This window comes from Kocuria sp. SM24M-10 (genome assembly GCF_001027955.1).
Taxonomy (GTDB): Bacteria; Actinomycetota; Actinomycetes; order Actinomycetales; family Micrococcaceae; genus Kocuria; species Kocuria oceani.
Genome location: NZ_LDNX01000102.1, coordinates 17,079 through 38,271, shown reverse-complemented (window position 1 = coordinate 38,271; position 21,193 = coordinate 17,079). Strand labels below are relative to the sequence as shown.

Annotated in this window: 18 protein-coding genes; 10 read left to right on the top strand and 8 right to left on the bottom strand. The window is 69.4% G+C overall.

Annotated features, from left to right (window positions below; all coding sequences use genetic code 11):
* The coding region (locus tag ABL57_RS11800) for a thiamine pyrophosphate-dependent enzyme (RefSeq protein ID WP_047803671.1) at nt 1–562 on the top strand (562 nt) is incomplete at its 5' end.
* A gap of 472 nt (nt 563–1,034) precedes the next feature.
* Here ABL57_RS11800 and ABL57_RS11795 read toward each other — a convergent pair.
* The 5 genes from ABL57_RS11795 to ABL57_RS11775 form a co-directional block, all read right to left on the bottom strand.
* The gene (locus ABL57_RS11795) at nt 1,035–2,195 is read right to left on the bottom strand and encodes an MFS transporter (RefSeq protein ID WP_047803670.1); all 1,161 of its coding nucleotides are present in this window, start codon (nt 2,193–2,195) and stop codon (nt 1,035–1,037) included.
* Nucleotides 2,196–2,329: 134 nt separating this feature from the next.
* Nucleotides 2,330–4,009 (bottom strand): amidohydrolase, encoded by a 1,680-nt coding sequence (locus ABL57_RS11790; protein ID WP_047803669.1) that lies wholly within the window; start codon nt 4,007–4,009, stop codon nt 2,330–2,332.
* A 352-nt stretch (nt 4,010–4,361) separates the two neighbouring features.
* Nucleotides 4,362–5,828 carry an APC family permease gene (locus ABL57_RS11785; protein WP_047803668.1) on the bottom strand — a complete coding sequence of 489 codons (1,467 nt, stop codon included), beginning with the start codon at nt 5,826–5,828 and terminating at the stop codon, nt 4,362–4,364.
* 61 nt (nt 5,829–5,889) lie between these two features.
* Entirely contained in the window at nt 5,890–6,654 is a 765-nt protein-coding gene (locus tag ABL57_RS11780; protein WP_047803667.1) for an SDR family NAD(P)-dependent oxidoreductase, read from the bottom strand.
* Between the two features lie 219 nt (nt 6,655–6,873).
* A complete protein-coding gene (locus tag ABL57_RS11775) occupies nt 6,874–7,893 on the bottom strand; it encodes a phosphotransferase enzyme family protein (protein ID WP_047803666.1) in 1,020 nt (339 codons plus the stop codon).
* Nucleotides 7,894–8,100: 207 nt separating this feature from the next.
* Between ABL57_RS11775 and ABL57_RS11770 the strand changes: the two genes are divergently transcribed.
* Both ABL57_RS11770 and ABL57_RS11765 read left to right on the top strand, forming a co-directional pair.
* Nucleotides 8,101–8,718 (top strand): TetR/AcrR family transcriptional regulator, encoded by a 618-nt coding sequence (locus ABL57_RS11770; protein ID WP_047803665.1) that lies wholly within the window; start codon nt 8,101–8,103, stop codon nt 8,716–8,718.
* A 53-nt stretch (nt 8,719–8,771) separates the two neighbouring features.
* The gene (locus ABL57_RS11765; RefSeq protein ID WP_047803664.1) at nt 8,772–10,091 is read left to right on the top strand and encodes an aspartate aminotransferase family protein; all 1,320 of its coding nucleotides are present in this window, start codon (nt 8,772–8,774) and stop codon (nt 10,089–10,091) included.
* Between the two features lie 415 nt (nt 10,092–10,506).
* On the opposite strand, the gene ABL57_RS11760 is transcribed toward ABL57_RS11765, so the two are convergent.
* Entirely contained in the window at nt 10,507–11,721 is a 1,215-nt protein-coding gene (locus ABL57_RS11760) for an MFS transporter (RefSeq protein ID WP_047803663.1), read from the bottom strand.
* 331 nt (nt 11,722–12,052) lie between these two features.
* Here ABL57_RS11760 and ABL57_RS11755 point away from each other — a divergent pair, with 331 nt between their 5' ends.
* The 4 genes from ABL57_RS11755 (at nt 12,053) to ABL57_RS11740 (ending at nt 16,282) form a co-directional block, all read left to right on the top strand.
* Nucleotides 12,053–13,012 (top strand): cyclase family protein, encoded by a 960-nt coding sequence (locus ABL57_RS11755; protein ID WP_203225614.1) that lies wholly within the window; start codon nt 12,053–12,055, stop codon nt 13,010–13,012.
* Between the two features lie 59 nt (nt 13,013–13,071).
* Nucleotides 13,072–14,196: an FAD-dependent monooxygenase gene (locus ABL57_RS11750; RefSeq protein ID WP_047803661.1), complete on the top strand. Its 1,125-nt coding sequence runs from the start codon at nt 13,072–13,074 to the stop codon at nt 14,194–14,196.
* A gap of 66 nt (nt 14,197–14,262) precedes the next feature.
* Nucleotides 14,263–15,279 (top strand): fumarylacetoacetate hydrolase family protein, encoded by a 1,017-nt coding sequence (locus ABL57_RS11745; RefSeq protein ID WP_047803660.1) that lies wholly within the window; start codon nt 14,263–14,265, stop codon nt 15,277–15,279.
* Between the two features lie 43 nt (nt 15,280–15,322).
* Nucleotides 15,323–16,282 (top strand): LysR family transcriptional regulator, encoded by a 960-nt coding sequence (locus tag ABL57_RS11740; protein ID WP_047803659.1) that lies wholly within the window; start codon nt 15,323–15,325, stop codon nt 16,280–16,282.
* 20 nt (nt 16,283–16,302) lie between these two features.
* On the opposite strand, the gene ABL57_RS11735 is transcribed toward ABL57_RS11740, so the two are convergent.
* Nucleotides 16,303–17,109, bottom strand: a complete 807-nt coding sequence (locus tag ABL57_RS11735; RefSeq protein ID WP_047803658.1) for an SDR family NAD(P)-dependent oxidoreductase — start codon at nt 17,107–17,109, stop codon at nt 16,303–16,305.
* Between the two features lie 324 nt (nt 17,110–17,433).
* Here ABL57_RS11735 and ABL57_RS11725 point away from each other — a divergent pair, with 324 nt between their 5' ends.
* The 3 genes from ABL57_RS11725 to ABL57_RS11715 all read left to right on the top strand — a co-directional run bounded on the left by ABL57_RS11725 (nt 17,434) and on the right by ABL57_RS11715 (nt 20,573).
* On the top strand, nt 17,434–18,453 hold the full coding sequence (locus ABL57_RS11725; protein WP_047803656.1) for a VOC family protein: 1,020 nt from the start codon (nt 17,434–17,436) through the stop codon (nt 18,451–18,453).
* Nucleotides 18,454–18,531: 78 nt separating this feature from the next.
* A complete protein-coding gene (locus ABL57_RS11720; RefSeq protein ID WP_047803655.1) occupies nt 18,532–19,323 on the top strand; it encodes an SDR family NAD(P)-dependent oxidoreductase in 792 nt (263 codons plus the stop codon).
* Between the two features lie 41 nt (nt 19,324–19,364).
* Entirely contained in the window at nt 19,365–20,573 is a 1,209-nt protein-coding gene (locus tag ABL57_RS11715) for a S9 family peptidase (protein ID WP_047803654.1), read from the top strand.
* 357 nt (nt 20,574–20,930) lie between these two features.
* On the opposite strand, the gene ABL57_RS11710 is transcribed toward ABL57_RS11715, so the two are convergent.
* Nucleotides 20,931–21,137, bottom strand: coding sequence for a twin-arginine translocase TatA/TatE family subunit (locus tag ABL57_RS11710; RefSeq protein ID WP_238986043.1), 207 nt, complete (start codon nt 21,135–21,137; stop codon nt 20,931–20,933).
* Nucleotides 21,138–21,193: the final 56 nt, after the last annotated feature.

Below are 21,193 nucleotides of genomic sequence, written 5' to 3'. Positions count from 1 at the left end.
GGTCGCCGCCCTGGAGGACATCCTCCCGAAGCAGCGCTCGGTGGTGATGGACGGGGGACACTTCATCGGCTGGGCCCCGATGTACCTCACCGTCCCGGACCCCCAGGCCATGGTCCTGGTCGGCACCGCCTTCCAGTCCATCGGCCTGGGCTTCGGCGCCGCCGCCGGGGTCTCGATCGCCCGCCCCGAACGCACCACCGTGTTCGTCACCGGCGACGGCGGCGGGCTGATGGGCCTGGCCGACCTCGAGACCTTCCTGCGCGCCACCACCCGCGGGGTGATCGTGGTGCTCAACGACTCCGCCTACGGCGCCGAGCTGCACCAGTACGCCGCCAAAGGCCTGGACCCCACCGCGATGCTCATCGACGAGGTCGACTTCGCCGCCCTGGCCCAGACGATGGGCGCAGCCGGGACCAAGGCCACCACCCTGGCCGACCTCCAGCACCTGCAGCACTGGCTGGACACCCACGACGAGGGCGTCTTCGTCCTCGACGTGGCCATCTCCCAACAGGTCGTCGCCGAGTTCATGACCGCCTCCCTCACCGCCGGCAAACGGCTGTAACACCATGGTTCTTCCCACCATCACCGGAACGGGTCACCGCTTCCATCACCGTCGAGAGCCACCAGGCGAAAAGGTCACTGAGATCGTGCACCACGTATCGGACCAAGGACTCGAGCTGTCAGCCATGACCCGATGACAGGCCTGCGCCGGGAGGAAAACACAGGTCACCGGCGGAGGCCCCGTGTGCGCTGTGGTTCCGCTGCTGCTTCCACCGGAAGCTCCTCGTCCATCCACCCGGGTGGACGAGGAGCTTTCCGTTTCCCCGGACCAGACCAACCTGGACTGCCGCACTGATGGGTGACGTCGAGTCGCCTCGATGGCCGCTGTCCGGGCCATGTGTGAAGCGTGGGGTGCTCGACGCGCCAGATGTCCCCGGTGATTCAGTTGCCCTTCCACCGTCTCCCGCACGGATTGGCACCCCGCCGGCCGCCTTTCGGTGTGGCAGCACCGACCGGTGCGGGAGGTGGGTTCTTCAGGGTGTGGTTTTGCGCTGTACCACCAGCACGCACAGCAACGAAGCCATGACGGCCACCAGGGAGAAGGCGAGCATTGCGCCGAATCCCATGGTCTCGGCCAGGGTGCCGCTGACGATCGGGCCGACGGCGAAGCCGGTGCCGATCATCAAGTTGGTGGTGTTCATGACCTGGCTGCCGCCGACGTCGCTGAGCGTGGAGAGCAGGTAGGGCAGGATCAGGGTCCAGGCGAACTTGAAGACCACCGCTGCCACCGCGAACCGCAGTAGTCCAGGCGTGCCGAAGAGCAGGGCAACGCTCAGGGCCATGCCGATGTAGCCGAGACGCAGGTACATGCGCCGGCGCGGTGTGTCACCGAGAATGGTGGCCAGTAGGGCGGAAGCGATGCCGGCCACGGTGGCCACGGAAAGAACGAGGCTGGTGGCCGACAGGCCGATCCCGGCGTCGGCGGAGATCTGCGCCATGAAGGACCACACGCCGCTCAGGGCGACGTAGAACAGCAGGACCGCCGCCAGGCCTGTGATGTACTGCGCCAGCGGCGGTCGTGCTCCGGAGGTGGCGAGGGAAGCGGCGGGCTCGCGCAGCGCTTCCCCATCGATTCGGGGCACCACCACAACACATACTGCGGCCAGTCCTGCGAGGGTCCAGTAGATGGCGGCTACTCCGGTGCCGGCGTACAGGGCGGGGAAGACGGCCAGGATGAGAGCGCCCATGGCCAGTTGGAAGACGACGAACAGACCGAAGGCGCGGCTGGGGTTGCTGGTTCTTCCGCTCAGGGTCAGGAGGATGACGGTGATCGATCCGGCTGCCAGTGAGGTCACGACCCGGGCCGCCACCAGCCAGCCGAAGTCGTCGAGGAACCCTGAGATCAGATTGCCCAGGACGACGACCGCGGTGAACAGGTAGGTGGCCGTGCGCAGATTCAGGCGCCGCAGCCACAGGTAGGCCGGGATGGTGGCCAGGCTGAAGGCTCCCAGCTCGGCCGAGAAGAGCGCACCGACCTGTACGGGAGTGAGGGCGAACTGCTCGGCCAGTTTTCCCGCGACGACGGGAGCGGTGAGCAGCACCGTATAGAGAACAGCGCTGTAGACGGAGATGTAGGTGTAGGTTCCTCGGTCGGATCCGGCCGGGGCTTCAGGCCTGCGCAGAGCAGTGGTCATGGGATCTCCCTGGTGGGCGTGATGAAGGCTGATACGTCGAAAGGGGAAGCAGGGGGCGAGGTCCCGGCCGGGTGGTGCAGGCAGGGCGGTGCCGTGGTCTGTCTCACGCTGAGGCCGAACCCCACTGTTGAGGCCTAGGACCTGGCGGTGTCCAATGTGTGGGCGTGGGCCGAGTCGTAGACCTTTGTCCCGGCGAACCATGTCTGGTGCGCGGTGATGAAGGGAAGGCGGTCGATGTCGATCTCGTGCGGGTTGTCGCTGAGCACCACGAAGTCGGCGGACTTGCCCACGGCGAGGGACCCGGTGATGTCGTCGAGGCCCATGGCTTCGGCGCACGTGGTGGTGTAGACGCGGATGGCCTCTTCCAGGGTGATGGCCTGCTCCGGCCAGAGGGCACCGGGGAACTGGCCTGTGGGATCCTGCCGGGTGACCAGTCCGTAGATGGCCTCCCATGCGTTCGGGGAGACGCTCACGGGCCAGTCGGAGCCTCCCGCGATGCGGGCACCGGCATCCAACAGCGCTCGGTTGGGCTGCATCTTCGAGGCGCGCTCGGCGGGCAGCACGGTGGCGATGGCTTCGGAGATCACACCGGGGAACCACAGGGCCGGGGAGATGTCGGCGGTGACGTCCAGTTCGGCGAACCGTGTGATGTCGTCGGGGTGGACGAACTGACCATGGGCGATGTGGTATTTCGGCTCGATGTGCCCGGCCGCACGGATTTTTTCCACGGTGTCGAGGACCATGCGCACGGACGCATCGCCGGTGCAGTGGATCTTGGCGGAGATTCCGCGTTCCGCGGTCCGCAACAGCCAGCCCTCCAGCTCGCCCGGGTCCATGGTGGTGGTGCCGCAGTGGCAGGCGGGAAAGCCGGACTCGGGCAGGTACGGCTCCAGAAAGGCGCCGGTGCCGGCGGGCGGCACGCCGTCCAGGAAGATTTTGATGAAGTCCGGGCGGTGATGGGTGCTGCGTGTTCGATCGCGGTGGGCGATGATGCCTTCCCCCAGCGGGGTGGTGCCGAAGATGAAGTCGTTGGCCTGCATGGAGGTGACCACCCATGCGTGCAGCTGCTCGGCGTCGTCCAGCGTCTTCAACGCCTGCATCAGCTGCAAGGAGGCGGCCGCGTCCTGGAAGGCGGTGATGCCGTAGGAGTGCAGGATCTCGATTCCGCGGGCGGCGGCGCGAGCCAGGTCTTCCGTGGGCGTTGGCCGCAGTCGGGCCAGGGCCTGCTCCACCAGCACCCCACCGGCTTCCAGCAGCACGCCGGTGGCCTGCCCGGTTCCGTCGCGAAGGATCTGCCCGCCTTCGGGGTCCGGGGTGCCGTCCTGGATGCCTGCCAGTTCCAGGGCGCGCGTGTTGGCCCAACGGTTGTGCTTGCTGTCGTCCTTGAGCAGCGCCGGCCGGCCCCCCGTGGCTGCATCCAGTTGGGCGCGCGCCTCGAAGGTGTTGAGCTGTCCCAGGAGGCCTGACCCCCAGCTGCCGCCGATCACCCACTCCTCCGCGCCCAGGCCGGCGGCGTGGGCGGCTACCGCTTCCAGCAGTTCCTCCAGGCTCAGGGTCGGAGGTGCGTCCAGCTCGAAGAGATCCATCTGCCCGGCCAGCAGGTGGTGGTTGTGGACGTCCATCAGTCCCGGCATCACATACGCGCCCGCCAGATCGACCACGGTGGTCTCCGCCCCGCGCAATGACGTGGTGTCGACGCCGAGTGCCATGACCTTCCCGTCCCGGACCGCGATGGCCGAGGTGCGCGGCGTCTCGGCCGTCAACGTGTCGATGACGCCGTTGATCAGGATCAGATCGGCAGGCTGTGCGTTCATGATGTTCCGTTCCTTTTGCTGTGTTGTTGGTCACCTTAGGAGTGCGATTTCGGTAGGCGTTTGCCGAAGCACGCACAGCCGTTGACGATCCGCGTACAAGGAGATGGAGCCGCTGTTGATCTCGTGGCCCATGAGACTTGTGGCCTGCCGTGCACTGCCCGACAGGTCGCTCGACAGTCCGGCGTGAACCGGCACCGTGCACTGGAGAGCGCATGGATTCCCAAGGTGCTGACCAGTGCATGCCTGTGAGGGCGCGGGTTGGTCAGTCAGCTCATCAGCGGGGGTCCGTGAGCTGACATGCCCGCCTCTCACAGCACCCCGGCCTGTGGATTCTCACGCTGCCTGCCGTTCTTCAGGTTCGGTCTCGCCCCACCTCGACCCGCTCGAGGTCCTCGTTGAGGGCCTCATAGACCTCCGGGCGGTTCGCCCGGAGGTGGGCCGCGTAGCCGAGGCCTCCCACGAGCGCCACGAGCAGCAGCCAGGGCAGCAAGGTGATGACGAGGGCGTCGGATCCGGCGAGGACGGGGAAGTTGATGAACGCCAGGGTCACGATGCCGACCAGGCCCAGGAATCCCAGACCGGGGGCGATGAGGGTGCGGCCGAGCCGGGGGTCGCGGGCACGGCGGAAGTGGACCACGACGGCGAGGGCGGCCAGCACCTGGAGCACGAGGATCCCCAGGGTGCCGAAGCCGGTCATGCTCGGGACGAGCGAGGTCAGCGGTTCCAGGCCGAAGATCGCGAACAGGGCCGCGATGCCCACTCCGACGGTGAACTGAGCCACGGAGGCCCGCTGCGGGGTGCCGTTGTCACGGGTGCGGCTGAGGCCGGGCGGCAGGATGCGGGCGCGGCTGAGGGAGTAGATGTAACGGGTCGCGGAGTTGTGCAGGGCCATCAGGGCGGCGAAGAGGCTCACCAGGAGCAGCAGCATCATCACAGTGGTCAAGGTCGACCCGAGGTACCGGTCTGAGAGCGCGAACACGAGATCGCCGGCCTCCAGGTGCGAGATCGCGGTGGTCTGCGCGGTGGTGGCGCCGACAGCGCTGATGATCGCCCAGGTGCTGACGGCCGCGAAGGCGCCGATGAAGCCGATGGCGGTGAACGTCGCCCGGGGGATGGTGCGGATCGGGTTGCGGGCCTCCTCGCTGAACAGACCGGTCGCCTCGACACCGATGAAGGCGTTGGCCGCGAAGAGCAGGCCGATGCCCACTGCTCCGGAGAAGACGATCTGCGGATCGAAGACCTCGGTGGTGAAGCCGTCACGGAGGAGCACGGCGACGTCGAAGACCAGCAGGATCGAGACCTCGAGGACCAGCGCCACCCCCAGGACCTTGGCGCTGAAGTCGATGCCCTGACGGCTGAGCAGGAAGGCCGCCACCACGGCGACCACGCTCCAGAGGAACCAGTGGAGGTCGATGCCGGTGAGCTGGGTGGTGATGGTCTGGGCGAAGAATCCGATCGTGCCCACCGCGCCGGCGACGAAGAAGTTGTAGCCGATCAGGGCGATCAGTGCTGCCACGAGAGCCAGTGGCCTGCCGAGTCCTTTGAGCACGAAGGCGTAGAACCCGCCGGCGTTGACGAGTTCCTTCGACATCTGGGCGTAGCCCACGGCGAACAGGAGCAGGACGACGGTGACGATCAGGAAGGAGCCCACCATTCCGCCACCGTTGCCCAGCGCGATGCCCAGGGCGGTGACGACGATGATGCCGGTCAGGGGTGCCACCGCTGCCAGGACCAGGAAGACGACGCCGAAGACGCCCAGGGAGTTCCTCGACAGGTTGTCGTGGGTGGTGGTGCGTTGCTGCTGGAGCTGGTTGGCCATCTCGGCGCCTCTCAGGAGTAGGTGGAGCACAAGGTGGTGCTGTGGGGGCCGGTGCCGGCGTTCACGCGGGGAACGACGAACGGGAGGAGTAGCCGAAGTCCGACAGCAGGTTCACGCCGTTGAGCGCCCTGGCGTCCTCCCTGGAGAGGAACAGGACGCTGTGGGCCACGTCCTGGGCTGACTGGACCGGGTAAGGGGCGCCGTGGAAGGACTCGACGCCCAGTCCGCGGCGGGCCATGGGGGTGTCCACGATGGAGGGGCACACACTGTTGACCCTGATGCCGTGGTCTTCGTAGAGCTCACAGGACAGGGCGCGGGTCAGCTGGACGAGAGCGCCCTTGGAGGCGTTGTAGGCCAGCATGCCTGGGGCGGTGACGAACCCGGAGTCGGAGCCGATGATGGTCACCGACGCGTGCTCTTCCCGGCTGAGGAAGACCAGTGCGTGCTTGACCGTGTGGAACACCCCGAGCACGTTGACCTCCAGGACACGGCGGAAGCCGTCGGAGGTCACGTCGCCGACGCCGGCGCCCATCTCCCCGTCGGTGCCGGCGGCGGCGACCACGGTGTCGATGCCCCCCAGGGCAGCAACCAGCGCCTCGACCGCGGCCTGAACGGACTCTTCGTCGGCGACATCGGCGACCGCGGTATGCACGCGGTCGGCGTGGTCGGCCAGCGGCCCGCCCACCGCGTGGTCGATGCTGCGTTCCGTCCGGCTGATGATGCCGACCCGGGCGCCCTCCTCGAGGAACGCCGTGGCCACGGCCAACCCGACCCCGGAAGCACCCCCGGTGATGAGGACTCGCCTCGATGTCCTGCTCGGACTCATGGCACGGGCTCCTTGTGTGGGGTTGACGGTGTCCTGCTGCGGATGGCCTCCGGTGAGGTCCAGCGCATCCGTGGTCTCGCCGTCGGCCGCGACCGTAGCCGTAGCCGGGGCGAGGACAGGGGCGGGGCCAGAGTCGGTGGCGCGGGCACGGCGTCATCGCCACAGGGCGGATCACGACCTGTGGCCGCTGTCAGTGTGGCGTGGGGTGGTTGCGCCGAGTCAGGACGTGGCGGGTGCCGGTACTGAGGCTGCCGGGGCGTAGCGAGCAGCCAGCCCGAGTACCACCGGGAGGACCTGTTCGACGACGAACTCAGCTGTCTCGTCACCTCGCCGGGCGGCGGCCCACCCCAGATAGGTTGTCCCTCGGGCCAGAAGCACGGCGTCCCACGCATCGAAGAAGCTGTCAGGGACAGGCCGTGCGGAGCGGTATCCCTGCAGCAGGGCCTGCCGGTACTCGTCGTAGCGTGGGTGCGGCACGAAGAAGAACAGGGTGGTGGCGAGGTCGAACAGGTGCCAGCCTTCACCGAAGTCGTCAAAGTCGATCATGATCAGCCGCCCGTCCTGGACCAGGACGTTCTCCGGTGTCAGGTCCGCGTGGATGACCCCGTAGACCTCCGGGGTGGTGCCGATGGCTTCCAGCTCGGCTTTGAGCTTGCTGAGGGCCCCGGTCAGCAGGGCGGCCTGGTCGTGGTTCAGCTCCTGCACCGCCAGTGGGTTCCCCCACAGCGGTGCTGCCCCGGCCAGTCCTTCGGCGTCCCAGGCGCTGCGCCGGAAGCCCGGGGTCCGCCCGATCGTCATGGTGTGGTGGTGCAGTTCTGCCGTCAGCACACCCAGCTGTCGGAATGTCTCGGGCTCCAGCGCGCTGGTTCCTGCGATGGCGTCGGCCACGTCCCCGAGCGGTGAAGAGTTCTCCAGCCACTTCTGCACGTCCAGGTAGAACGTCTCACCGTCCTCGGCGTCCACCAGGCACACCAGTTCACCGCTCACCGCGGGAACGATCTCGGGAACGTGCAGACCCCGCTCGCCCAAAGCCTGCAGATAGGCCAGCTCGGTTCTGATCTCCGCATCGGTCCGATACCCGGCCCGATGCAGACGCACGGCGTAGCTCGTCCCGGTGGGCTCGGTGAGGCGGAAGACGTAGTTCTCTCGGTACTTCACCAGTTCCAGCGCTGCGGCTTCGGCGAAGTCGTATCGCTGGAGGACGCTTCGAGCGGTGTGAATTGCTGTGTCTGTGTCCATGGTGGCGTCCTTCGTGTTCCGGAGAGCAGGGCCGGCGGATGTGAACCGCGTCACGGTCACGCTAAATCCTGCACATGAGGTTCTGCAAGTACCCACAGCGTCCTATTTCTTCCCATTGTGTGCAATACTTTTTACAAGATGTTGATCTTCCCTCCGCCCAGCGCGAGGCTGGGATCCTTCGACAGACGACAGGAAGGTGGTCGGTCCATGAGTTCTTCGGACGAGCAGCACTTGACACTGCGGGAGCGCAATAAACTCCGGGCCAGGACGGACATCCTCGATGCCGCCGCTGAGCTGCTCAGCGAAGAGGGCTACTCCGGCACCACGCTGGAGGAGCTCAGCCGGCGCGCGGGACTCTCCCGCCGCACCGTGTACGCCTACTTCCCCGAGGGCCGGGAACAGATCGTCCGCGAGGTGTACCTGCGCATCTCCGGTCAGGTCTACGACCGGGCCAGCGTCCTGCGCGCGGAGGCTCACGGCCTGGTGGACCGGGTCACCGCGCTGGGGCGGGCCTTGGTGGAAGCCACCAGCACACCCGCCGGCCGGTTCTACGGTCTGATGGGCCCGGACATCGTCCCGGTCCTCGCCGGCGTCATGGGCGTGACGTCGAAATCCGCCGAGGGGCTGATCAGGATCGATCTGGCAGCCGCGCAGGCCGACGGGCAGCTGAGCCAGGACGTCGCCGTGGACGCCCTGGCGGCAGCGCTCAACGGAGCCATCCGCGCCAGTGGGGCCCGAGCGGCCAGCAGACCGGAGACCGCCCCGCAGCAGATCGCCGCGATCGAACTCCTGACCCAGGGCCTGCTCACCCACGCAGCGCGCTGACCCCTCCACGGCAACTCCGCAAACCCCTGACAGATCGTCGCCGAAGGACAACCATGACCACTGAGGCCACCACCCCAGCGACCGCCGCGGGACACCAGCCCGCACCCGACCTGCTCTCCCGCCGCTTCGCGACGCTGGGCCGGCACTCCCCGCTGTTCTACGACACCCCGCTGGAACTCGTCTCCGGGAACGGCGTGTGGCTGACCGACGCCCAGGGCAGGACCTACCTGGACGGGTACAACAACGTCCCCCACGTCGGCCACGCCAACCCGGTGGTCGCCGACGCCGTCAGCGACCAGCTGCGCACGATCAACCTGCACACCCGCTACCTCAACAGCCGGGTCGTGGAGTACGCCGAGGCCCTGCTGGCCACCTTCGACGGCGATCTGGAGCGGGTGTTCTTCGTCAACAGCGGCTCGGAGGCCAACGAGCTGGCGCTGCGCATCGCCCGCCAGCACACCGGGCACACCGGTGTGCTGGTCACCGACTTCAGCTATCACGGCAACACCATCACCCTGGCGGAGCTGACCACCGGGCTCACCACCGGGGAACCCCTCGGCGCCCACGTGCGGGCCCTGCACATCCCCGACCTCGTCGGGGCCTCCGACGAGCAGGAGCTGCTCGAGCAGGCCTTGGCCGAGGTCGACGCCGCCATCACCTCCCTGCAGGAGGCCGGGCACGGGGTCTCGGCGTTCCTCTTCGACCCCCTGTTCTCCACCGAAGGGCTGCTGCAGCCCCCCGCCGGCTACATCGAAGGAGTCGCCGCCCGGATCCGGGCCGCCGGCGGCCTGGTGATCGCCGACGAGGTGCAGTCCGGGTTCGGCCGCACCGGCACGCACATGTGGGGCCACCGCATGTTCGATCTCATCCCCGACCTGGTCACCATGGGCAAGCCCATGGCCAACGGCCATCCGGTCGGCGCGGTGGTCACCACCGAGGAGCTGCTCGACGAGTTCGGCCGGCACAACATGTACTTCAACACCTTCGCCGGCAGCCCGGTCTCCTCCGCGGCCGGGATGGCCGTCCTGCAGGTCATGGAGGAGGAATATCTCATGGCCCGGGCCCAGGAACTCGGAGACTACATCGGAGGCCGCCTGCACGCGATTGCCGACGGCAATCCGCACGTGCGGGCCGCCAGAGGCCGCGGCTTGTTCTTCGGCCTGGAGTTCACCGCACCCGGCGGAGACCACAAGGCGGCAGCCGACCTCACGAAGGCCCTGGTCGAGGACATGCGCGCACGCGGCGTGCTGATCAGCCGCATCGGCCCCCACGACAACGTTCTGAAGATGCGCCCGCCGCTGGTCTTCACCCGCGAGCACGCCGACCTCCTGCTGGACCACCTCGACGCCGCCCTGGACACGCTGGCGGGGTAGCAGCCGAACAGCAACCCGTTCCATTCTCCGCGGCACCGCAGCACCGTAACGACCAGGACTGCTACCCTCTGGCTCTTCCTCATTGCTTCGGCCGCGAAGGACATCGATACCCGCATCGCAGCTCCTACCGCAATAAGGTCTGCCGCTAACCGGGCCATATGTAAAGCCCCACCCTTGGGTGCCCTACCTGCTGATGCGTTAGGTCCTTGGCCTTGATCGAAGTCCTTGTTGCCGAACAGGGGCCGCCTACATCTGGAGGGCATATGAGGGGCGCATCCGCATCGTCCAGTGGTGCCTTCGTATCCCTGGGAACTGTTGGTGGGCGGGCGCCGCATGGTCATGACGTGACCGCAGGCCGGGGCATCGTTGCCACCCGATGCCCCGGCCCGCCGGCACGCTGATCCCGCGTGGGGAATCAGTCGGCTGCCACCTCGTGGCGCTGGGGCCGTCCCACGGCTGCTCCCACTGCGGCGATGGCGGAGAGGATTCCGAGCACGCCCAGAGCCATGGGGAGGCCGCCCAGTGCGGAGGCCGCGATGCCCAGGAGGATAGGGGAGACGAACTGGCCGATGTAGAGGGACCCGGTCCAGATGCCGGTGCCGCGGCCGCGCTGCTCCAGGGTCAGCCCGGACACCGCCCAGGTCAGCAGGGTGGGCAGCAGCAAGCCGGTGCCGGCGCTGGTGACGACGGCCCCGGCCAGGGCGATCGGCACCGAGGTGGCAGACCAGACGATGACCAGCCCGACCGCGGACAGGCCGAAGGCCACCGGCAGCAGCTTGGCGGGGCCGCACTGGGCGGTGAAACGGAAGGAGAAGGCGCCGACGGCGGTGGCCAGCGAGGCGATCGCGGTGCCGGCGCCGATGACGCCCACGCTCGTGACACCGAGATCGGTCAGGACGTAGGGCAGCTGGACGATCAGGGCGTAGAAGACGATGCCCCCGAAGAGGGTGACCAGGGACGGGGCGGCCACTTGCCGCCAGGGCACCGGAGCCGCTTCGGCCTTGCGGGTGTCCTTGGCCGGCTCCCACAGCACGAAGGCCATGGGCACCGCGATGATGGCTGCCGCGATGTAGAGCCAGAACGGCACCCGCCAGCCCTGGGACCCCAGAGCGCCGCCGAGGGCGAAGAACGCCGTGGCCGACAGCGAGGCGACAAGCACTTGCATCCCGAGGTACTTGTCCCGTTGCCGGCCGGAATAGTAGTCGGTGATCAGCGTGGTGCACACGGTCATGATGGCCGCCTCGGCGATCCCGACCCCCACCCGGGACGCCACGATCGTTGCCAGCGAGTCCAGCCACAACGGCATGGTGCCGAACACGGAGTACAGCACCATCGCCCCCAGCAGCAGGGATTTGCGGCCTACGCGGTCGGCGACCACCCCGGCGACCGGGGCGAGCAGCGCGATCATCAGCGCCGGCACGGTGAGAACCACCGGCACCAGGATCTCCACGCCCGGGGTGCCGGCGAAGGCCTGGGTCATCGAGGGCAGGACCGGGGCCAGCAGCACCGCTCCGAGCACAGGCATGCAGCTGCCGGCCAGCAGCAGTACCGCCGGGAGGCGGCCCGCGCGAGGCGGGGAAGTCGGGTTGGGCGCCGGAGGCGCCGTGGCGCCCGTCGCGATGTGGTCCATGGACGTTCTCCTCCTGGATCGACGCCGGCAGGTACGCCGGATGTGGTATGTGTCACTGTGCGGTGCGGGGGTAGGACGGAGATAACGGATGTGCGGATACGAGCTATGCACCCGATGGATGCTCACGCCCGCGCGGCGACGTGTCGGTCTCGGACCTCGGTGCGGCACGTCCGCCCCGTGCAGCGGATATAGACCGGACGGATACCTGGCATCCGGGTAAGCAGCTTCCCCGAACCCGGATCCGGCACGACAGTGGTGACTGGGATCACAAGGCGCCCGGTACCGGGCGCGTCCAGGAGGGTGAGGAAAGCGCGTGGACCGCAGCAACGCGATGGGCAGCATCGAGGCCATGGCCGCCCGGTGCCGCAACTGGGGCCGGTGGGGGGCCGACGACGTGCTGGGCACGCTGAACTTCATCGACGACGCCAAACGCGCGCAGGCGGCCGGGATCGTGCGGTCGGGGGTGGTGTTCTCCCTGGCGCAGGCCTTCGACACGAACGGGCCGCAGAACGGGTGGCGGCGCCGCACCAACCCGGTGCACACCATGACCGACACCGGTCTCGAGGCCGAGTTCGGGGACCAGGGTTTCCCGCACGGCTTCGGCGGGTCCGACGACGTGATCGCGATGCCGCTGCAGTGCTCCACCCAGTGGGACGGCCTGGGGCACATCTTCGACCGCGGCCACGCCTGGAACGGCCGCCGCGCCGGGGCGGTGGTGACCTCCGACGGGGACCAGGTCACCGGCATCCAGACTGCCGCCGCCCACCTGGTCGGCCGCGGGGTGCTGCTGGACGTGGGCCGGGCCCTGCAGGAGCAGCTGGGGTTGGAGCACCCGGAGCTGCCCGACGGCTTCGCCATCACCCCGGAGCACCTGGAGGCCACTATCGCCGCCCAGGGGGCCACCGCGGCGGTCGGGCGCGGGGACATCCTGCTCGTCCGCACCGGGCAGTACGCCCGCACCCGCCGCGACGGCTGGGGCCACTACGCCGGCGGGCCGGCCCCGGGGCTGTCGTTCACCACCGCCCCGTGGTTGCACGAGAAGGAGGTCGCGGCGGTGGCCACCGACACCTGGGGGTTCGAGGTGCGGCCCAACGAGTTCGACGACGCCTTCCAGCCCCTGCACCAGATCGTGATCCCCAACATGGGCCTGTTCATCGGGGAGATGTGGGCCCTCGACGACCTCGCGGAGCACTGTGCGGCCGACGGGCGCTACGAGTTCCTGCTCTCGGCCCCGCCGCTGCCGATCACCGGGGCCGTCGGGTCCCCGCTCAACCCCGTGGCCCTGAAGTAGACCCCGCTCTCCCGTGGTGACCGGCTGCGGTCGCCGTTCCTCCAGGAAGGACCCTCATCATGCCCGTTGCCCAGAAGGTCGCCATCGTCGGCTCAGGGATCGGAGGACTGACCCTCGCCGCCCTGCTCGCCGACGCCGGCCTCGACGTCGAGGTCCTCGAGAGGGCCCAGGCCCCCTCGACCCTCGGTTCCGGCATCACCTTGCAGGGCAATGCCCTACGCATCTTCCGCGACCTGGGGATCTGGCCCCAGCTGCTCGAGAAGGGCTATCCCTTCGACACCCTCGGCCTGCGCGCCCCGGACCCCGAAGCCACCGTCCTCGCCGTGCTCGACGACGTGCGCGTGGGCGGGAACGACCTGCCGGCCACCCTCGGGATACCCCGGCCCGAACTGGCGGCCATCGTGCGCGCCCGCGCCGAGCAGGCCGGGGCGGTGATCCGCTACGGGACCGCCGTGGTCGGACTCGAGCAGACCGATGAGGCCGTGTCCATCAGCACGGCCACCGGCCAGAGACTCAGCTACGACCTGCTGGTGGGTGCCGACGGGCTGAACTCCTCGGTGCGATCGGCCATCGGGATCGAGGAGCGTCCCCGCAGGACCGGCATGGGCATCTGGCGGGCGTTCGTGCCGCGCCCGGCCGAGGTCACCCGCACCGACCTGTACTACGGCGGGCCCGCCTACATCGCCGGGTACTGCCCCACCGGCCCGGACACGATGTACGCCTATCTGGTCGAAGACGCCCAGGACCGCCACGGCGCCGACGGCCCGGCCATCATGGGTGGACTGGCCGCCGCCTACGGCGGCCCCTGGACGGAAATCCGCCGGAGCCTGGACGAGCACGCCAACGTGAACTACACCCACTTCACCACCCATCTGGTCGAAGGGCCCTGGCACCGCGGCCGGGTCGTGCTGCTCGGGGACGCCGCGCACAGCTGCCCGCCCACGATCGCCCAGGGCGCAGCCATGGCTGTGGAGGACGCCGCGGTGCTGGCCGATGAGGTCCTGCGCGCGGACGCCCTCGAGGACGCCGTGCTGGCCCGCTACCGTGACCGGCGCCTGCCGCGGGCCCGGACCGTGGTGGAGGCCTCGGTGCAGCTGGGCCAGTGGATGCTCGAGGGCAGGCGTGACGCCGATGTGCCCGGTCTCATGCACCTGGTCAGCGACACCGTCAAGGTGCCGGTCTGAGCCACCGGCCGATGCCGGTCGTCGCTGCCCCGGCCGTCACTGCTGATCCCTGCTGAGAGGAATTCCATGGTCACCATCGCCCGCTGGGCCCAGGCTGGCACGATGCGCACCGGCTTCGTCCACGAGGGCCGCTGCCTGGCTCTGCCTGAGGCCACCACTCCGCAGGAGCTGTTCGACGCCGGCCTGGAGGCCACCCTCGAGCTGGCCGCCCGCACCGTCGCCGAGGCGCCCGGGGACGCCCCGTCCCTGGGCGAGGTCCGGCTGCTGGCCCCTCTGGACCCCCGGACGGTGCGGGACTTCGTGACCTTCGAAGAGCACGTCGAAGGGGTCACCGCCAGCATCGACGGCGCCGGCGGCGTGGTCGAGGAGTGGTACGAGGCGCCCACCTTCTACTTCACCAACCCGCACACCGTCCGGGCCACCGGGGAGACGATCCCGGTGCCGGCCGGGTGCTCCCGGATGGACCTGGAGACCGAGGTCGCCGTCGTCCTCGGCGCCGCGGACGGGCTCACCGGCACGGACCTGGAGACTGCGGAGGCGCACCGGATGATCTTCGGCTACACGGTCCTCAACGACTGGTCCGCCCGCGACGTGCAGGCGCGGGAGATGAAGGTGCGGCTGGGCCCGTGCAAGGGCAAGGACTTCGCCTCCACCCTGGGCCCGTGGATCGTCACCGCCGACGAGTTCGCCGACCGCCATGACGCCGAAGGATTCCTGGACCTGGCGATGACCGCCTACGTCAACGACGAGCCGCTGGGCACCGATTCCCTGGCGCACATGGGCTGGCCCTTCGCGGAGCTGGTCGCCTACGCCTCCCAGGACTCCCTGGTGGTGCCCGGGGACGTGCTCGGCTCGGGCACCTCTGGCCGGGGCTGCCTGGCCGAGCTGTGGGGCCGCAACGGTGCGCTGCAGCCGCCCCCGCTGCGCACCGGAGACCGGGTGCGCCTGGTAGTTGAGGGCATCGGGGCGATCGAGAACACCGTCGGGTCCCGCCGCCGTGCCGACCTCCCGGCCGCACGTGCTCGGCGCCGCGGCCGGGCCCGTGCCGGCGGACCGGAGGCGACCGCGGCCGCGTCGCCGTGACCGGGGAAGTGAGCCTCGGACCGGCCCGGGGCATGATCAAGGCATGAAGGACGTCGACCTCAACCTGCTCCCATCCCTGCAGGCGCTGCTGGAGCTGCGCAACGTCTCGCGGGCGGCCGAGCGGATGCACCTGAGCCAACCGGCCATGAGCGCGGCCCTGGGCCGGTTGCGCCGACACTTCAACGACGAACTGCTGGTGCGCTCCGGGCGCGGGTACGGGCTCACGCCTTTCGCTCAGGCCCTGGCCCCACGGGTGGACCAGGCCCTGACCGACGTCCAGGACGCCATGCAGCTGCGCACGGACTTCGACCCGGCCGACAGCGACCGCACCTTCGTCCTCGCCGCCTCGGACTACGTCACCGGGGTGCTCATCCGCCATCTGCGCGCCCGCATCGCCACCGAGGCCCCCGGCATCACCGTAGATTTCGTGCCCACCTCCCGGGCCCGGCTGCGGCCCGGGCTGGAAGCCTTCAGCGACATCGACCTGCTGGTGGGTCCCATGGGCTTCGACCTGGGCGGCAGCTCCCGGCAGCTGTTCCGCGACGAGTTCGTCGTCGTCCTGGACCCGGCCAATCCTCTCCTGCAGCGCCCCGTGCTCACGGTGGGCGACATCGCCACCGCCCCCCAGGCGGTGGGCGAGTTCGGCGGCAGCATCATCACACCCCCCATGCAGTTCTTCCAGCGGCTGGGGCAGTCTCCGGCGATCGCCGCCCGGGTGGCCGGTCTGCAGGCCCTGCCCTCGGTGGTGGAGGGCACCGACCTCGTGGCCCTGGTACCCCGGATGCTGGCGGCTCGGGCCGCTCGGTGCCAGGGCATCACCGTGGTGGAGTTCGCCGAAGACCTGGAGGTGCCGCTGGTCGAGGCCATGTACTGGCATCCCCTGCAGACCTCCGACCCGGCCAACCTGTGGTTGCGGTCGCTGATGCAGCGTGCCGTCCAGGACCTGGACGAACCAGGAGTCGACCCTCATCCCGTGCGGATCGAGGCGGCACCCCGAGACTGACCCGCAAGGGTCACACGGTCTCAGCGCAGAGCGTCGGAGATCGACTTCGCCCCGCCGTGGCCGCTCTGCCCGCCATCGACCGGGATCTCCGCACCCGTGACGAAGGACGCCAGCGGGCTCAGCAGGAACAGCACGACCGCGGCGACCTCCTCCGGGGTCCCGGTGCGTCCCAGGGGGGTCTCGGCCATCGTGGCCTCCCGGAACGCCGGTGCCGCCCCGGCGGTCATGGGGGTCTCGATGAACCCGGGATGGACCGTGTTCACCCGGATGCCGTGCGGGCCCAGCTCGGTGGCCGCAGCCGCTGACAGCCCGCGTAGCGCCCACTTGCTGGCGGTGTAGGCCACCGGGTAGTGGGCGGTCAGGGCCGCCACCGAACCGACGTTGACGATCGAGGCGCCCGGGCCCATCAGCGCCACGCAGGCCTGCATGCCCAGTAAGGGCCCGGCGACGTTGACCTCGGCCACCGCGGCCAGGTCGGCGGGGGTGGCCTCCAGCAGGCGGGGCCGGCGGGTGATCCCGGCGTTGTTGACCAACCCGTCGATCCGCCCGAACTGCCGGTCCGCGTAATGCGCCAGGGCGGACCAGCCGGCGGGGTCGGCGACGTCGAGCCGCCGGTACGTGACGGCACCCTCGTGCGTCGCACATATCTCTTGCAAGGCCTCGGACGGCTCGGGAGACAGGTCCACGGCCAGCACGTGCGCGCCGGCCGCTGCGAGCACACGCACCTCCGCCAGGCCCTGACCGCCGTCGGCGCCGGTCACCACCAGGACGCGCCCGGTCATGTCGATCCCCGACGCCCTGGAGGCCGCCACGGTCCGCTGGTCCATGCTGGGGTCTCCTTCCGGACGGGTTCGACCGCCCCGGCTCCCATTCTGGTGAATGGTTTCCCGTGGCGCCCTGCAACCGGTGGATGGCAGCCATTCACCGCGCGGATGCCCGTCGACTCGCGTACTCCTCGCGGTGGGGCCTCGATGAGCCGGACTGGAAGCCGCCCTGTGCAGTGGATCCGCTCACGGCGCCGGCGCCGGGGGCATCCGTGGTGTGGATAGCTGATATGCCGAAATCCTGCTTCCCGGACTGCTCGAGCCTCTCCACGATGGTGTTCAGGATCACAGCCGGTCCCCGACCCCTTCGGACGAAAGGTCCCCACCGTGGAGAAGCTCCTGGCCCACCTGAGTCACCTCGAGATCACCAGCCCCGATGTGGAGGCCTCCGCGGCCTTCTACGTGCAGAAGTTCGGCATGCGCGAGGTCCACCGCGCCGACGGCAACGTCTACCTGCGCTGCTGGGGCGACTACGACACCTACAGCCTCGTCGTCGTCCCCGGCGACGAGCCCGCCCTGGCCCGGATGGCCTGGCGCACCACCTCCCCCGAGGCCCTGGAGACCGCCGCCGCCCGCGTCGAGGCCGCCGGCCAGGCCGGGCAGTGGTCGCAGGGCGGCTACGGCTACGGGCGCGCCTACGAATTCACCGGCCCCTTCGGCCACCCGATGCGCCTGGTCTGGGAGGTCGAGAAGTACGTGGCCCCGGCGGAGTTCGCCTCGATCTACCCGGACCGCCCGGAGAAGCGCAGCGACCACGCCGCGGCCCCGCGGTTCCTGGACCACGTCACCGTGGCCACCCAGGATGTGCGGGCCTTCGCGGCCTGGTACTCCGAGACGCTGGGCTTCCGCACCATGGCCTTCACCGAGCTCGACGAGGCCCCGGTGACCGTGTTCTCGGTGCTGACCACCAACGAGAAGTCCCACGATCTCGGGGTGGTGCTGGACACCTCCGAGCGGGCGGGTCGGGTCAACCACATCGCCTTCTGGGTGGACACCCACGAGGACCTGCTGCGCACCGCCGACGTGCTCATGGAGCACGGCACCCCGATGGAGTACGGCCCCTCCATCCACGGCATCGGGGAGCAGAACTTCCTGTACTTCCGCGAGCCCTCCACCCTGCGGGTGGAGCTGAACTCCGGGGGCTACCGCAACTACGTCCCCGACTGGCAGGCCAACACCTGGAAGCCCTCCGAGGGATCGAACAACATCTACCGCAACGGGGCGATGCCGCACTCGATGACCGATTCCTTCCCGCACGCCGAAGGGTTCACCGCCACCGAGGAAGGGGCCTCGGAGGAGATGAAGGCCGCCATCCTCAACCCCTACGCAGTCCAGGGCCGCGGCTGAACCGTGACCGACCATGTCGGGGGTCCCGGTCACCGCACCGGTGACCGGGACCCCCGCCCCGCACCGACCGGAGGGAACATGACCACCACGCACCGCACGGGGCGCCTGGCCGGCAAGGTCACGGTGATCACCGGCACCGCCTCCGGGCAGGGCCGGGCCGCCGCCCTGGCCTTCGCCCGGGAAGGCGCCACCGTGGTGGGCTGCGACCTGGATCTGGACGGGGCGGCGGCCACCGTCGCCGCCGTTCGCACCGAGAACGGGACCGCCGACGACGCCCGCTGCGTGGACCTCACCGACGAGGCGGCCGTGGCCGCCTGGGCGGAGGAGGTCGGTGCAACCCACGGGCGGGTGGACGTGCTCTACGCCAACGCCGCCGCCACCCGTTTCGCCCCGGTGGAGGAGATCGCCTACGCCGACTGGCGGTGGAACTTCCGCCACGAGGTCGACGTCGTGTTCCTGCCGGTGCGCTCCTTCTGGCCTCTGCTGGCCGCCGCGCAACGGTCAGCGGTGGTGTTGGTGGGTTCCACCGCAGGGGTGACCGGCTCAACGACCAACGCTCGGCTGGCCCACACCGCGACCAAGGGCTCGGTGGTGGCCATGACCCGGCAACTGGCCGCCGAAGGCGCCAGCCAGGGGATCCGGGTGAACTGTGTCAGCCCCGGGATGATCCGCACGCCGGCCACCGAGGGCGATCTCCTCGCCGAGCACCACCCCATGCGCACCATCGCCGGCCACATCCCCCTGGGGCGGATCGGCGCCCCGGAGGAGGTCGCCGCCTGCGCGCTGTTCCTGGCCTCCGAGGAAGCCTCCTACGTCACCGGGACCAACCTCATGGTCGACGGCGGCTGGTCGGCCGTCCTACCCGGTTGAACCCTCCGACTTCCCACCCACGTTCTACGAAAGGACCTATCATGTTCGAATACTTCCCCGGCAACTACGTCTGGAACCTCAGCGTCGTGGCCACCCTCAACAGCGGTGGCTACATCGACGAGGTCGACCGCGCCTGCCGCCCCCTGCGCGAGGTGGCCACCACCAACGAGGACGTCGGCACCGAGGACTTCCTCGCCGTGTGGACCACGCTGGTCGACCAGCTCGTCGCCCAGGCCCAGGAGATGGAGGCCGCCGGCCGCACCCGCTCGGCAGGGAAGACCTACGCCCGGGCCACCAACTACCTGGTGCACGCCGAGCGGATGCAGGCCGCCGGGTCCCCCACCCGCCTGGACACCTACAGACGGTGCCTGGACCTGATGCAGCGCTCCTTCGCCCTGGCAGACCCGACCACCACCCGGGTGGCGGTGCCCTTCCGCGACACCACCCTGCCGGCCTACTTCACCCAGGCCCCGGCCACCGCCGACGGCCCCGCCCCGGTGATGATCATGTTCAACGGCCTGGACTCCACCAAGGAGCACATGTACCTCTCCGGCCATCCGGCCGAGCTGGCCGCCCGGGGGATCTCCACCCTCATGGTGGACACCCCCGGCTCCGGGGAGGCCCTGCGCCTGCAGGGACTCACCTCCCAGATCGAGTCGGAGGAGTGGGCCGCCGCCTGCGTGGACTACCTCCAGAACCGCGAGGACGTCGACGCGACCCGGATCGGGCTGGTCGGCTGGTCGCTGGGCGGCTACTACGCCCCCCGCGCGGCAGCCTTCGAGAAGCGCCTGGCCCTGGTGGTGGCCTGGGGCGCGAACCACAACTGGGGGGCGGTGCAGCGCCGCCGCCTGGAGAAGGAGGGCGAACGCCCCGTGCCCCACTACTGGGAGCACGTCATGTGGGTGTGGGGCCACAAGGACCTCGACACCTTCATCGACTTCGCCGACGACGTCCACCTCGACGGGGTCGTGGAGAACATCACCGTGCCCTTCCTCATCGCCCACGGCGCCAACGACCGCCAGATCCCCCTGGACTACGCCCACCGCTCCTACGACCAGGCGGTCAACAGCCCCGACCGGGAACTGCGCATCTTCACCCGCCAGGAAGGCGGGGCCGAGCACATCGGCCTGGACCACTTCCCCTATGTCAGCACCTTCATCGCCGACTGGGTCGCCGAACGGTTCCATCAGCAGGGCGCCGCCACCGGGTCGGACCGGGAGTCCATCGGAGCCTCCGGCTCCGTCGCCTGACGGCCCAGCCTCAGCACCGGACCGACAGCCCAGACAGAAGCCGATGGCCGCATCCCACGGATGCGGCCATCGGCTTCTCCTGCTGCCGCGGGGAATCACCGGGCGCACCATGGGCCCTCGCGCGCTGAAGCGTGGTCCACGATGCGGCTCGGGCGACCGCTCCGCACCCTGGACCTCGAGGAGGCCTCGTACCACACCGCAGAACGGGCGACCCGGGTCATGTCGTCTGCGGCTTTGACCCTGGCGGGCGCGGTGTCCGGCCCCAGAACCGGCTGCCCGGCAGAGACCGCGGTGGACAGCGACGCTGATCCGGGCAGCCGTAGTGGGGGATATGCGTTCTTCCGGTCACAGGGGTCCTTACTTCCAGGACGAGGGGGCCTGAGGCTCTTCATCGCCCCCTGCAGTCACGACGGATGGGCCCTCCGGTGTCTCCCCGGTGTCCTCGCGCATGTCTTTGACCTCGGCCTTGAAGATGCGCATCGACTGGCCGAGGCTGCGTGCCATGCCCGGCAGCCTGGGGGCGCCGAAGAGCAGCAGAATCACTGCCAGGAAGATCAGGACCATCAAGGGATTATCGAGCAGTCGACTCATCGGGAACCGTCCTACATCTTCTAGGGATA